At 73.5% G+C, this 13,322-nt stretch carries 8 protein-coding genes; 3 read left to right on the top strand and 5 right to left on the bottom strand.

All coding sequences use genetic code 11. The features are described 5' to 3' along the window. Positions 1-27: 27 nt before the first annotated feature. Positions 28-2,508, bottom strand: a complete 2,481-nt coding sequence (locus ACFZA0_RS34825; RefSeq protein ID WP_391024428.1) for an FUSC family protein — start codon at positions 2,506-2,508, stop codon at positions 28-30. 378 nt (positions 2,509-2,886) lie between these two features. Further along, positions 2,887-4,173: a DUF2786 domain-containing protein gene (locus ACFZA0_RS34820; protein ID WP_391024534.1), complete on the bottom strand. Its 1,287-nt coding sequence runs from the start codon at positions 4,171-4,173 to the stop codon at positions 2,887-2,889. A gap of 104 nt (positions 4,174-4,277) precedes the next feature. Here ACFZA0_RS34820 and ACFZA0_RS34815 point away from each other — a divergent pair, with 104 nt between their 5' ends. Both ACFZA0_RS34815 and ACFZA0_RS34810 read left to right on the top strand, forming a co-directional pair. Then, entirely contained in the window at positions 4,278-5,057 is a 780-nt protein-coding gene (locus ACFZA0_RS34815; RefSeq protein WP_391024426.1) for a Clp protease N-terminal domain-containing protein, read from the top strand. A gap of 85 nt (positions 5,058-5,142) precedes the next feature. After that, positions 5,143-6,858 (top strand): bifunctional 3'-5' exonuclease/DNA polymerase, encoded by a 1,716-nt coding sequence (locus tag ACFZA0_RS34810; protein ID WP_391024425.1) that lies wholly within the window; start codon positions 5,143-5,145, stop codon positions 6,856-6,858. A 118-nt stretch (positions 6,859-6,976) separates the two neighbouring features. Here ACFZA0_RS34810 and ACFZA0_RS34805 read toward each other — a convergent pair whose 3' ends face one another. The 3 genes from ACFZA0_RS34805 to ACFZA0_RS34795 form a co-directional block, all read right to left on the bottom strand. Beyond that, positions 6,977-8,494: a DEAD/DEAH box helicase gene (locus tag ACFZA0_RS34805; protein ID WP_391024424.1), complete on the bottom strand. Its 1,518-nt coding sequence runs from the start codon at positions 8,492-8,494 to the stop codon at positions 6,977-6,979. A 395-nt stretch (positions 8,495-8,889) separates the two neighbouring features. Continuing rightward, positions 8,890-9,093, bottom strand: a complete 204-nt coding sequence (locus ACFZA0_RS34800; RefSeq protein ID WP_010985872.1) for a cold-shock protein — start codon at positions 9,091-9,093, stop codon at positions 8,890-8,892. Between the two features lie 337 nt (positions 9,094-9,430). Continuing rightward, complete coding sequence (locus tag ACFZA0_RS34795) at positions 9,431-9,826, bottom strand: MerR family transcriptional regulator (RefSeq protein WP_391024423.1); 396 nt, start codon at positions 9,824-9,826, stop codon at positions 9,431-9,433. A 709-nt stretch (positions 9,827-10,535) separates the two neighbouring features. Here ACFZA0_RS34795 and ACFZA0_RS34790 point away from each other — a divergent pair. Beyond that, on the top strand, positions 10,536-13,175 hold the full coding sequence (locus ACFZA0_RS34790) for a hypothetical protein (protein ID WP_391024422.1): 2,640 nt from the start codon (positions 10,536-10,538) through the stop codon (positions 13,173-13,175). Positions 13,176-13,322: the final 147 nt, after the last annotated feature.

The raw sequence follows: 13,322 nt of genomic DNA, 5'->3' as shown, positions 1-13,322 counted from the left end.
TCGAGGGGGCTCGTTTCGGCCGAGGCGTCAACTCCCGCTTCGTGTAACGCCCTTGCTGTCGACCCCCACCGGCGAGACCGCCGTGTCGAGCGCGTCGGACAGCTCCCGCAGGTGCTCCAGGAGAAGTCTGCCGCCGTCGCGCACCACGGGATCGACGCCCTCGGCCGCCAGGCCGCCGTCGTCGCCGAGCGCGTCCCGCACCGCGTCCCAGGCGGGCACCCGCCGCTCCCGAACGGCCCGCGCACCGTGCTGGGTCGACGTCCGCAGCGCCTCCGCCAGCCGCGCCGCGGACGGTGTCGGACGTGCGTCCCGCTCGGGCAGGTGTGCCTCCAACAGCATGGCCACCCGGCCGAGTTGGGCGATGGCGTCGTCGGCCGCCGCGTGGGACAGACCGCGGTGCCGTACCGGCTCGTCCCTCGCGTGCTCCAGGGCCTGGTGCCAGGCGACGCGGGCGGACCGGGAGCCGAGCAGCGCCTCCCGCACGTCCGGAGCGGTCTTGCCGACGGGTTCCGCGTAGTGCCGGACCACGCAGGCCGCGTACCTGCCCTGCGCCGCAAGCCAGTCGGCGAGCCGGGTGCGCAGGCGCGGGGTCTCCCAGGCCGGGTACACCGCGTACGCCACCATCGCCAGGACTCCGCCGAGCAGCGTGAGCAGCACACGTTCGGGCACCGTCTGCGTCCACTGCTGGCCGCCCATGCCGAGCAGGAAGACGACGTACGCGGTACCGCACGCCTGCGTGGCGAACTGCCCTGTGCGCATGAGGAGATACATCAGCCCCGCGCTGACGACGGCCAGACCGCCCGACACATACGTGCCCGGCCCCACCACCTGCACGACGGCCGTGGCGAGGGCGACACCGACGAGGGTGCCGCCGAACCGGGCGACGGCGCGGCTGTACGTCTGCGAGAAGTCGGGACGCATGATCATGACGGACGCGAGCGGCGCCCAGTAGCCGTGCCCGAGCGGCAGCGCGGTGCCCAGCACGTAACCCACCACCGCGACGGCGGCCAGCCTGACGGCGTGCCGCGCGACGGGCGAGTCCCGGAACACCTCGGCGCGCATGGCCCGCAGGGCGAGCGGGGCCAGCCCGAGGACGCCGGGCCGATTCCGGTGCGGGGTCGAGGCACCGCGGGGCACGGGAGGCGGGGGGCCGGCGGGGGTGCCGCCTGCGGAGGGCGTCCCGGTTCCGGTTCCGGCTCCGGCAACGGCGTCCGCCGCTGCCGCCTCTTCCTCCGCCGCTTCTCCGGCCCGCACCAGGTCGGGCACCGGCAACGCGGCACCCATCGCCGTGCCCGCCCCCACCACGGCCGCGGCCACGGCATCGGCGCCGGCCTCCTTCTCCGCCTCGGTCTCCGCCGCCGCGGCCTCGCCGACCGCCGACGCGACCTGCGCATCCGGCGCCTCTCCGGAGCGCGGCGCGGCGTATGGCACGGCCGGTTCGGGAACGCCGGAAGCGGACGACGGTTCCGGCGTCCGCTGCGGCTTCGGCGGTGTCGGCTCCGGCATCGGCTCCGGCTCCGGCGTACCGCCACCGGCCGTCTCCAGGACGTCCAGCACCAGCCGTCCGAGCCGGATCGCCGCACGGTACGGCGGGCCGGTGAGGATCGACCCCGTGTCCGGCGTGCGGAACGCGCCGATGGCACCCCCTGGCAGCACGACGGGCTCACCGCGGCGGATGGCGCGGGCGGCGGCGTCGAGGATGGTGCCGGCGGAGGCGAGGAGCTCGCGGACGCGGTCACGTTCCGGGCCGTCCTCGGGCACCCCCACGGCCGGATCCGCGAGGGACGCGAGCACCGGACGCACACGTTCCGCGAGGCCCCGCGCACCGTGCAGCTCGGCCGGCCGGTTGCGCGCCTGGCGCGGGGTGAGCGCCGCCGCCTGACGTGCCACCATCAGCGGCTCCGGGTCGAACGGGGCGACCGGGTCGTAACGCAGCCGCCGCGCGTAGTCCGCCACGGCGGCCAGCGCGTCCGCGAGGGCGTCGCGGTGCTGCCCCCAGCGGCGCACCGGGAACAGCACGATCAACGCGGCCTGCACGAGACCGCCCGCGACCATCAGGCCGGCGTGCCCGGCGGCCTCGCCGAGCGATGTCGGCAGGGTGACGGTGACGAGCATGATCGCGACGTTGGAGGAGGCGATGATGCCGATCGTGGGACCCGCGGCCCAGCTCAGCCCGGCGACGAAGGTCCACAGCAGCAACACGATCAGGAACAGCGGCCGCTGGGAGACCGTGACGTAGCCGATGAAGCTGGAGAGGGCGAGACTGACGCCGGACGCCAGCGCGAGTTCGGGACGGGGCCGCCAACTCCGCTCGAACGTGGCGAGCGCCGCCTGGAACGCACCGAACGCCGCGCCCGCCGCAGCCGCCGGGCCCAGCGTCGCCAGGGTCACCGCGATCACGATGGCGAGCCCCGCGGCGCCGCGCAGCGCGACCAGCGGTTCAAGCCGCTTGCGCTCGACCACGAACCCCGAGCGCGCGGTGGTTCTCAGCGCCCGAAACCAGCCCATTCAGCCAGCCTACGGAAGTTGCCGCCGACGACCACCGGACACAAAACACACCCCGGGGGCCCCTCCCCCTCCCCCTCCCCCCTCCCACCCCACCCCACCCCTCCCACCCCCTTCACGGAAGCGCGCGCCCCGCCCCCTCACGCTTCGTCGTACGGCCGCACCACCGCGCTCACGCTCCGCGCTGCCGCATTCGCTCCACGGCAGGGCCGCACCGCAGCGTCACCCTCACGCCCCGCCCCGCTATACGCGCACCCCAGCCGCACCGCCGCACCGCCGCACCAGCCACCCCCGCGCCACCCCGGCGTAGCCCCGCACCCCCGCACTCGCGCCCCGGCACAGACCACCCACAGCTCCACCGCCCCCGCCACCCCACCGCCCTCACGGCAGCGACGGTCGCCCTCCTCCCACCCGGGCCCTGTCCGCCGCGCGGGAGCCCTCCGTCCAGCCCGCCTCGTCGCTGACTCCCCGCAACCGGGTCGTGGTAGTCCGAGGGAACAGGTGCTCGACCCGGTCCTTGACCGCGACCTCACGGGTGGCCAGGACCGGAAGCAGGTCGTCGGTCACCTGGGTCTCCGCTGCGGCGGCCAGCCGTGTGCCGATGCGGTGCGCGTAGGCCGCGAGGAACGACTGCCGGAACGTCTTGGTGCGTCGGCGCCCACCGCCCGTGCCTCCCCCGCCCGTACCACCCCCGCCCGCGGCACCCCGGGCCCGTGCCTCCGCGCCCGGCCGCGGTGCCCTGACCGCGGCCTCCGCGCGGGTCATCGCGCTGGTGGCCTGGACGAGCAGCGAGGTGTACAGCACCTCGACGGACTCCAGGTCGGTCTCGAAGCCCACGACGGTGGAGAACATGAACGGCTCGTTCCACACCGCCTGGCAGTGGTTGGCGGTGGCCACCGCGTCCAGCAGGATCGCCTTGGCCTGTTCGTACGGCGGTTCGACGCCTATGCGCCAGGCCACGGGACCGTCGCCGGTGGGCGTCCCGGCGGCGAGCAGCGCCTCGTCGATGGTGTGCCGGGCCATCAGCTCCTGTGCCTTGGCACTCAGCGCCTCCGCCTCCTCGGGGTACTCGGTGCCCTCCGCCTTGGCGAGCAGCGCCCGGATCCGGGTCAGCATCCGGGACTCGGTGCCCGTGCGGTGCCCTCCGCCGGCGCCGTCCACGCCCCGTCCGTTCCGGCGTATCGGGTCGTCGAGGGGTTCGAGTGTGGGCAGGGCGAGGAGCAGGCGGTAGAGCTCAAGGACGGTGGTGGCGTACGAGAAGCGGTCGGTGCGGGGCGGGTCGCCCGCGGGCAGGTCGGCGAGTTGGTCGGTCCAGCGGCGCCCGCGAGGCCTGTCCTGGGGCACCTGCGCCCGGATCAGTCCGGCGAGTATGCGCACGTGCGTGTCGTCGAGGTCCCGCCGGACGAGCCGCACGACATCGGCCGGCTGCCAGCCGCGCCGCCAGGCGCCCGCCACGAACTCCGCCCCGCGCAGGGCGAGTTCGGTGTCCGCCGCGGGGTCGGCCGCGAGCAGGGAGGCCGCCGCGTCGAGGGCGTCGTCGACGGAACCGCCGCCGCGGCCGGACCGGGTCCGGGGCGCGGAGGCATAGAGCGCCGTCTCGAAGGCGCGTGTCACGGTGCTGCTGGTCGTACTCACCCGTCGATCGTGCCATGTCCGGTCGAGCGCCATCATTTTCCGTCCACACCCTGTGGATAACTTCTCCGACCTGACCAAAGCTCCTCACTTGTCAACCTTGGGTTGACAGTCGGCTACTGTCAACTTACGGTTGACACATGACGACGAACCCGCTCGGCCCCGCATCCCCGCGACTCGACGACCTGATCGACGCCATCAAGAAGGTCCACAGCGACAGCCTGGACCAGCTCCAGGACGCTGTCCTCGCCGCCGAGCACCTCGGTGACGTCGCGGACCACCTCATCGGCCACTTCGTGGACCAGGCCCGCCGCTCCGGCGCCTCCTGGACGGACATCGGCAGGAGCATGGGAGTCACCCGTCAGGCGGCGCAGAAGCGGTTCGTGCCCAAGGAGACCAACGACATCGACCCCGGCCAGGGCTTCGCCCGTTACACCGAGCGTGCCCGCAAGGTGGTGATGGCCGCCCACGGCGAGGCTGTCCGCGCCCGCAACGCGGAAGGCCGGCCCGCGCACCTGGTCCTCGGCCTGCTGTCGGAGCCCGAGGCGTTCGCCGCGCGGGCGATCGTCGCGCAGGGAGTCACGCTGGAGGCCGTGCGCGAGGCGGCGACCGCCCAGCTCCCGCCCGCCGCGGGCGAGGGCGAGAAGGTCCCCGAACTCGTCCCCTACGGCCCCGAGGCGAAGAAGGTCCTGGAACTGACCTTCCGCGAGGCGCTGCGCCTCGGCCACAACTACATCGGCACCGAACACATCCTGCTCGCCCTCCTCGAGTTCGAGAACGGCACGGGCGTCCTCAGCGGCCTCGGCGTCGACAAGGACGGCACCGAACGCTTCGTGGCCCAGATGCTGTCCCTGCTGGTGAACGCGCAGCAGAACCCGGAGACCCCGGAGGCGACTTCGGAGACCCCGCAGCAGGACTGACGGCCGCGCCCCACCACCCCGCCGCACGGCCGCCGGGCCGCCCCGCCGCCCGGCCGATGTCAGACCCTGCTGACAGACTCGTGGCGTGGCCGAACGCTGGGTGCTCGCACCGGCCGAGGACGGCGGCGCCGAGGTCGCCCCCCTCGGTCCGGACGGGCTGCCCGCCGGACCCGCGCGCCGCGAGGCGGACGCGGCCGAGGCGGTGCGCTCCCGCCCCGACGTCACCCGCTGGGTGTGGCGCTCGACCGCCGAGATCTACCCGCGCCTGCTCGCCGCCGGCGTCCGCGTCGAGCGCTGCTACGACATCGAGGACGCCGAGACGCTGCTGCTCGGCCACGAGGGCAGACTCGGCGAACCCCGCTCCGCCGCGGCCGCCCTGGGCCGGCTGCGCGGCGGCCCGGTGCCGCCGGACCCGCCGCCGCGTTCCGCCGACCCGGGCGCCCAGTCGTCCCTGTTCGAACCGGAGGGCACCCGGCTCCCGCTCGCCGACCTCACCGCGGTCTACGCCGAGCAGCTGCGACGGCACGCGGCGACCGCGCATCCGGCGCGGATGACGCTGCTGACGTCGGCGGAGTCGGCCGGGATGCTGGTGGCCGCCGAGATGAACCGCGCCGGGCTGCCCTGGCGCGCGGACGTGCACCGGGAGGTCCTGCACGAACTGCTCGGCGACCGGTACGCGGGCGGCGGCGAGCCCCGGCGTCTCGCCGAACTGGCCGACGAGGTGTCCGCTGCCTTCGGCCACCGGGTCCGGCCCGACCTGCCGGCCGAGGTGGTCAAGGCGTTCGCGCGCGCGGGCGTCAAGGTGAGGTCGACCCGGCGGTGGGAGATCCAGTCCGTCGACCACCCGGCGGTGAAACCCCTGATCGAGTACAAGAAGCTCTACCGCATCTGGGTCGCGCACGGCTGGTCGTGGCTCCAGGACTGGGTGCGGGAGGGCCGTTTCCGCCCCGAGTTCCACGCGGGCGGCACCGTCACCGGCCGCTGGGTCACCAACGGCGGCGGCGCCCTCCAGATCCCCAAGGTGATCCGCCGGGCCGTCGTCGCCGACCCGGGCTGGCGGCTGGTCGTCGCGGACGCGGACCAGATGGAGCCCCGCGTGCTGGCGGCCATCTCGCGCGACCCGGCGCTGATGGAGGTGGCCGGACGGGAGAGCGACCTCTACCAGTCGGTCTCCGACCGCGCCTTCTCCGGCGACCGCGCGCAGGCCAAGCTCGCCGTCCTCGGCGCGGTGTACGGCCAGACCTCCGGCGACGGCCTGAAGAACCTGGCCGCCCTGCGCCGCCGCTTCCCGAAGGCGGTCGCCTACGTCGACGACGCGGCCCGCGCGGGCGAGGAGGGGCGGCTCGTCCGCACCTGGCTCGGCCGCACCTGCCCGCCCGCCGTGGGCACGGGCGCCGACGCGACGGAGGAGGCCGGCATCCCGCAGGACGACCCGGCCGGGCCCCCGGACACGGGCGGCGGCGCCGACGCCGAGGACCAGCAGTGGATGCCCGGGTACGCGTCCACCAACTCCCGTGCCCGCGGCCGCTTCGCGCGCAACTTCGTGGTGCAGGGCAGCGCCGCCGACTGGACGCTGCTGCTGCTTGCCGCACTGCGGCGGACGTGTGCCGGCATGGCGGCCGAGCTGGTCTTCTTCCAGCACGACGAGGTGATCGTGCACTGTCCGAAGGAGGAGGCGGACACCGTCGTCGCCGCCGTTCGCGAGGCGTCGGACCTGGCGGCCCGGCTGACGTTCGGCGAGACCCCGGTCCGCATCCCGTTCACCACCGCCGTGGTCAAGTGCTACGCGGACGCGAAGTAACCACCCGGCCCGACCGACCGGCCCCGCACACACGGAAGCGGCGGTGGGAGGGAGTTCAACTCCCTTCCACCGCCGCTCTGTTCAGACGTTCAAGCGCCAGGTGCTACGACCGCACCCGTTACGCCGCGGCGCCGCCCCCGGTGGGACGACGGCGCGGGCGGGCCCTGCGGCTGCGCCGGGCGCGGTTGGCCGGGTCGGAGCGCACGGGGCGCTCCGCGGGCGGCGCCGCGACGACGACGGGCACACCCGTCGGCTCCTGCGCACCCGTGATGCGGACCAGCTCGGGCTCACCGGGGCGCACCTTGGTGACCTGGGCGCGGATGCCGGCGTCGGACAGCAGGCGGGTCATCGAGCGGCGCTGCTCGGGCAGCACCAGCGTGACGACGGTGCCGGACTCGCCGGCCCGCGCGGTACGGCCGCCGCGGTGGAGGTAGTCCTTGTGGTCGGTGGGCGGGTCCACGTTGACGACGAGGTCGAGGTTGTCGACGTGGATGCCGCGCGCCGCGACGTTGGTGGCGACCAGGACGGTGACGTGCCCCGTCTTGAACTGCGCGAGGGTGCGGTTGCGCTGCGGCTGCGACTTGCCGCCGTGCAGGGCGGAGGCCCGCACGCCCACGGACAGCAGGTTCTTGGTGAGCCGGTCCACCGCGTGCTTGGTGTCCAGGAACATGATCACGCGGCCGTCGCGGGCGGCGATCTCGGTGGTGGTGGCGTGCTTGTCGCCGCCGTCCACGTGCAGGACGTGGTGGTCCATGGTGGTGACCGCGCCGGCGGCGGGGTCGACGGAGTGGACCACCGGGTCGTTCAGGTAGCGGCGCACGAGGAGGTCGACGTTGCGGTCGAGGGTCGCGGAGAACAGCAGGCGCTGTCCGCCGGGCTTGACCTGGTCGAGCAGGTGCGTGACCTGCGGCATGAAGCCCATGTCGGCCATCTGGTCGGCCTCGTCGAGGACGGCGATGTCGACCTGGTCGAGGCTGCAGTCGCCGCGGTCCAGGAGGTCCTTGAGCCGGCCCGGCGTGGCGACGACGACCTCGGCACCGCCGCGCAGCGCACCCGCCTGGCGGCCGATGGACATGCCGCCGACGACGGTGGTGAGCCGCAGGCGCAGTGACCGGGCGTACGGGGTGAGGGCGTCGGTGACCTGCTGGGCGAGCTCGCGGGTGGGCACGAGCACCAGGGCCAGCGGCTGACGCGGCTCGGCGCGGCGCCCGGCGGTGCGGGCCAGCAGCGCGAGGCCGAAGGCGAGCGTCTTGCCGGAGCCGGTGCGGCCGCGGCCCAGGACGTCGCGTCCGGCAAGGGAGTTGGGGAGGGTGGCCGCCTGGATCGGGAACGGCGTCTCCATCCCGGCCGTGCGCAGTGCCGCCAACAGGCTGTCGGGAAGCGCGAGTTCCTCGAAGCTCTCGACTGCGGGCAGGGGCGGGGTGACCGTCACGGGCAGCGCGAACTCGCCCTGGAGGGCGGGCCGGCGCGACCGGTTGCCGCCGGAGCGGCCGCCGTCCGAACGGGACGGGTCGCCCTGACGGCCCTTGCCGCCACCCTGCGGGCGCCCACGGGTGCCGCGGACGGATCCGCCGGCGGAGGCGCTCTTGCGGGAGCGGTAGGAGTTGCCGTCACTGCGTGCGGTGGTGCGGTTCATGCAGAACCTTCCTCGATGCGGCGCGTATCGAGGAACTCGGCCCAACGGCGTTGCACCGCATGGGGGTTCGCAAGAACGAGCCGTAGAAAAGACGGGCGCGGCCGTGCCGGAAACCGGCTACGGACGACGTCCTGAAAGGGAGCACCCGGGCAGTACGGGCCTGGCCGAGAAGTACGGCGGCCCCTGTACGGGCGCGAAAGCGGGAGCGTGTTTGACGTCCCGCCGGATGCGGTCGGAAGAGGGTCGGCCCGGCGGCTCGGCCGCCGTTCACTCACCCTTCACGAAACCTTCAGACCTGCCGAAGTCCACGAACATTGCGCAATGAATGTCGTGGACAAGGCAACGAGCCGGGCCCGCACCCATGGTGCAGGCCCGGCACGCGTTACGCGTCAGCGTCAGGCGGGAACGATGTTCTCGGCCTGCGGGCCCTTCTGACCCTGCGTGACGTCGAAGTTCACCTTCTGGCCTTCCTGAAGCTCACGGAAGCCGGAGGTGGCGATGTTCGAGTAGTGGGCGAACACGTCAGCGCCGCCACCGTCCTGCTCGATGAAGCCGAAGCCCTTTTCCGCGTTGAACCACTTCACGGTGCCAGATGCCATATTGAATCTCCCTTGGGGGCAGTGCCCGGAGCTCGCACCTTGCGAACCCGGAGTCGCTGCAATGATTTCCCCTCCGGAAAACACCGGAAATGAAAAAGGTGCTTCTCGACGAATGTCGGGAGAGCACCTGAAGTCTTTGGGAACCACAACTGCAACTGGTACCAACCGTAGCACGGGTACCGCCGGAGAGTGGGATAAGTTTTGCGGACCCACCGTCGGCACCAGAAAACCTCACCGCCGATTTTCCGTATTTCTGCATCGGCGACGGGAGATATTCACCTCTCGCCGGTGGACACATGCACCGGCCACCGGCCCTCGGCGGGCCGCCCGGTCGCCGTCAGGCGTCGGACGTCGCCTCCCGGGCGCCTTCCTCGCCGCGCCGCAGCTCCTCGTTCATGCGCAGCGCCTCCTCCAGCTGGTCCTCCAGCACGATGATGCGGCAGGCCGCCTCGATCGGGGTGCCCTGGTCGACCAGCTCGCGGGCGCGGGCGGCGATGCGGAGCTGGTAGCGCGAGTACCGGCGGTGGGCGCCCTCGGAGCGCAGCGGCGTGATCAGCCCGGCGTCGCCGATCGCGCGCAGGAACGCTGGCGTCGTGTCCAGCATGGCGGCGGCCCGCCCCATGGTGAAGGCGGGGTAGTCGTCGTCGTCGAGGCTGTCGAGGGTGTGCGCGGGGGCCTCGTGGCTCCGGCCGGTCCCGGCGGGCCTGGGGGTACGGGGATTCCTGGGGGGCATTGCACCTTCATTCCGGGGACGCGTGGGAGGCCCCGGGCGCTGCGGGCGCCCGGACCCCGTGGGGGTTCACCACCACTCACCGGCCTTCTCGTGCGGCCGGCCCTTCCGCGTTCCGCAACGGGCCCCGCTGTCTCGATGTCACGCGTACGACAGAAACTCTACGCTTCACCCGTCAAAATCTACGTCCGTCGCGGCAGGTTTGCTCGCCGGGGCCGGTGTGACCGTCGGCCAGGTACCCGGCGGCGACATCGCCGCCGGGTGCCGGAAAAAAGATCCACGACACGCGCGTCACGACGCCGGGAACGCCCCCGGACCGGCTCCCACCTGCTCGGCACGGGCCGGGGGTGTACGGCCCAACGGGTGGCGACGGCCACCGCGACGCCGTCGCCCGGGGGCCGGTGCGTGGTGCGGAAGGTGCCCGCCCGCCGCCTCGGCGCCCCACCGTCGCGGCGCCCGTCTCGGCGCCGGGGGCCGCCGGTGTCGTCGGCCCGACCTGGTCTCCTCTGTACCAAGGCTTTACAGTCTGCTGATCAACCCCCGTGATGCGACAGGCCGGGGGCGGTCGCAAAGGGATCACCGAGCCGACACGCTCGTGGTGCCGCGCGTTCGCAGCCGTACGGGGACACAGGGACACAGGGTTACGGGGACACGCGCACGGGGGCCACGAGGTCGCCGGGCCGCGCCCCGGGGGAACAGGGGAGGGCAACGGATGTCCGGTTTTCAGAGGCGGCGGACGCGAAGATCCGCGGCTGCCGTGCTGTGCGGCACCGCACTGAGCGCGTCGGCACTGCTGGCGTCAGGGGCGACGGCCTCCGACGCCGCCGTGAACGTGGGGGCAGTCGGCACAGGGACCGTGGGAGTGGTCTCGCCCGCGCCGGGGGCGCCCGAAAGCCCGGCGCGGAGCGCGGAGTTGGGCGACGGGGGCAGCGCCGAACTCGTCGACGGACAGAACGTCCACATCACTGAGCCCCCGCGGGAGAACGGCGCGCGGGGAAGCCGCTACGCCGTCACCTCCGTGGGCGGCAAGGTGTCCGTACGCCCCGCCGGCGGCAGGGCAGGCACCGCCCACACACCCGCGACCCTCCGCCCGGCCACCGCCCCGGACAACACCGGGGTCACCCGGGACGGGACCGGGGACGACGGCCCCTCGACCATGAGCGCCGGCCTGCGCCCGCTCACCGCCGCCGCCTCGACGTACGCGGTGAAACTGGCCATCACCAACGCCTCGGTCACGACGAAGCAGTTCTACGTCTGGAACCGCACCACGTCGACGGCGTACGCGGTCGACAGCGACGCCCCGGGAGCCACCGCCTCGGTGAAGCTGCCGCCGGGCGACTACTTCGCCATAGCCCTGCACGCGGACTGGCAGCAGCCCAGCTACCTGCTCACCCGCACGTTCACCGTCGGGTCCGCCGCCACCACGGTCTCCTTCGACCAGCGGCTGGCGAAGGAGACCGCGATCCGCACCGACGACACGACCGCGAGCCGGTACTCCGCCGCCGCGTGGATCTCCCTCCCCAGTGGCGACATCGCGGGCTTCGCCGGATCCGGTGCCGACAAGATCTACGTCACCCCCTTCTCCGTGAAGGGCGTGTCACTGCGCCTGCACGAGGTGCTGGGCCGGGCGGGATCCTCCGCGAGCGCGCCGAGTCCCTACCGGTACGACCTCACGCACACCTTCGCCGGCACGGTGCCCGCCTCCCCGGTGACGACGGTGCGCACCGCCACCCTCGCCCGGACGACCGACCAGGTCGACGCCCCCGGAACGCGGACGAACGCCTCCCTGCTGAGCGTGCCCGAACTCGGCGAATGGACAGGCGTGTTCATCGGTTCCCCGGTCCCCGTGGCCGGTGCCGTCACCCAGTACGCGACGCCGGGCACCACGTACAGCCGCCTGCTGGATTACGGCGACGGCGGGCTCCGGCTCAACCTCCCCGACCGCACGCTCGCCGCCGGGACCGGCACCGGAGAGACGCTGGGCGCGGCTCCCCTCCAGCCGGCCCGCCCGCAGTGGGGCGGCTCCCGGCGGACCGGGAGCAAGATCGCCCTCACCGAGACGAACGCCTTCGCCGACACGGGCGGCCACGACACCGCCGACAACGGCGCAACGTACGCGTACCGCCTGTCCTCCGCCGACGGCGTCACCTACGCCCAGGCGTCCGGGCTCGGCGTGAACGACCAGCTCTCGTCGTCGGTGCTGCCCGCCGCCCGGACCACGTACACGCTGGACCAGAGCGCCCACCGCCGGGTCGGTTACGCGCGGCTGACGACGGACGTGGACAGCCGGTGGACGTTCCGTTCCGCCACCACCTCGACTGCCGAACTGCCGCTCGTGGACACGAAATTGACGGTCTCGGGGCTGAACGCCTCCGGTCGCGCGACGGCCGGCCCGGTCCAGGTCCGGGCGAGTGCCACGACCCGCGCGACCGACCCCGCCCTGGCCAACACCCGGGTCACCGCGCTCTCCTACTCCGTCGACGACGGCACGACCTGGAACGCGACGACCGTCGCGGCCGACGGTTCGGCGGCGCTGGACGTCCCCGCCACGGCGGCCTTCGTCTCCCTGCGCGTGAGCGCGGCCGACGACGAGGGCGGCGCCCTGACCCGCACCGTGCTGCGCGCCTTCGCGGGCCCCGCGGCCAAGGGCGACGAGACGGTGGGCGCGACGCGTGTCTCCAACGTCGTGGTCAACGGGGGCAAGGCGGTCGAACTGACCGACCAGCCGCTGCAGACCTTCACTGCCGGCTTCACCGCGACGGACCCCTCGGGCATCGCGGGCGGCGGCATGTACCTCTACCACGGCACCTACGACAGCCCCGACGCCGTCCTCTATCCGAGCTGGGCGACCACCTGCACGAAGGCGACGGCGACCACGGCCACCTGCCAGGCACAGTTCGCCTATCTCCAGCCGCGCTGGAACCTGGGCCGCAACGCGCTCGCCGGCGGCTGGAAACTGGCCGCCTGGGCGGAGTCGGCCGACGGCACCGGGCACGCCGACCTCCACGCGGCCAAGGCGGTGTCCCTCGTACGGGACGCGACCGTGACCGTCAACGCCGCCCCGGAGCCCGTCACCAAGGGCAAGACGATCACCGTCACGGGCAAGCTGGCGCGCGCCGACTGGGAAGCCCTCGGCGGCTACCACGGCTACGCCGGCCAGACCGTCAAGCTCCAGTTCCGCAAGAAGACGTCCACCACCTACACGACCGTGAAGTCGGTGGTGACCAACAGCACCGGCAACCTGAAGGCCACGACCACGGCAACGGTCGACGGCTACTGGCGCTTCGCCTTCACCGCCACGAGCACCACGGCGTCCGCGACGGCGGCGGGCGACTACGTCGACGTCCGCTGACCGACCCCGTCGAACGTGCGCCCCGGACAGGTTCCGGGGCGCACGTTCGGGTCCTGCCCCACCCGCGCAGGGAACCCGCCGTCCGGCCCCGCCGCCCCCGGACAAGCAAAAGCCCCAGGTCACGGCGAGTGAGTCCTGGGGCTTCCA

Source organism: Streptomyces sp. NPDC008150 (assembly GCF_042956945.1).
GTDB lineage: Bacteria > Actinomycetota > Actinomycetes > Streptomycetales > Streptomycetaceae > Streptomyces.
The sequence above is the reverse complement of the archived record's forward strand: the minus strand, read 5'-3'. Positions and strand labels throughout refer to the sequence as shown.

Bases quoted from the DNA above. Each gene is read 5' to 3' on its own strand.
- ACFZA0_RS34795 (WP_391024423.1), bottom strand. From the start codon at position 9,826: ATGCCCCCCAGGAATCCCCGTACCCCCAGGCCCGCCGGGACCGGCCGG.
- ACFZA0_RS34790 (WP_391024422.1), top strand. From the start codon at position 10,536: ATGTCCGGTTTTCAGAGGCGGCGGACGCGAAGATCCGCGGCTGCCGTG.
- ACFZA0_RS34800 (WP_010985872.1), bottom strand. From the start codon at position 9,093: ATGGCATCTGGCACCGTGAAGTGGTTCAACGCGGAAAAGGGCTTCGGC.
- ACFZA0_RS34815 (WP_391024426.1), top strand. From the start codon at position 4,278: ATGACGACGAACCCGCTCGGCCCCGCATCCCCGCGACTCGACGACCTG.
- ACFZA0_RS34825 (WP_391024428.1), bottom strand. From the start codon at position 2,508: ATGGGCTGGTTTCGGGCGCTGAGAACCACCGCGCGCTCGGGGTTCGTG.
- ACFZA0_RS34820 (WP_391024534.1), bottom strand. From the start codon at position 4,173: ATGGCGCTCGACCGGACATGGCACGATCGACGGGTGAGTACGACCAGC.
- ACFZA0_RS34805 (WP_391024424.1), bottom strand. From the start codon at position 8,494: ATGAACCGCACCACCGCACGCAGTGACGGCAACTCCTACCGCTCCCGC.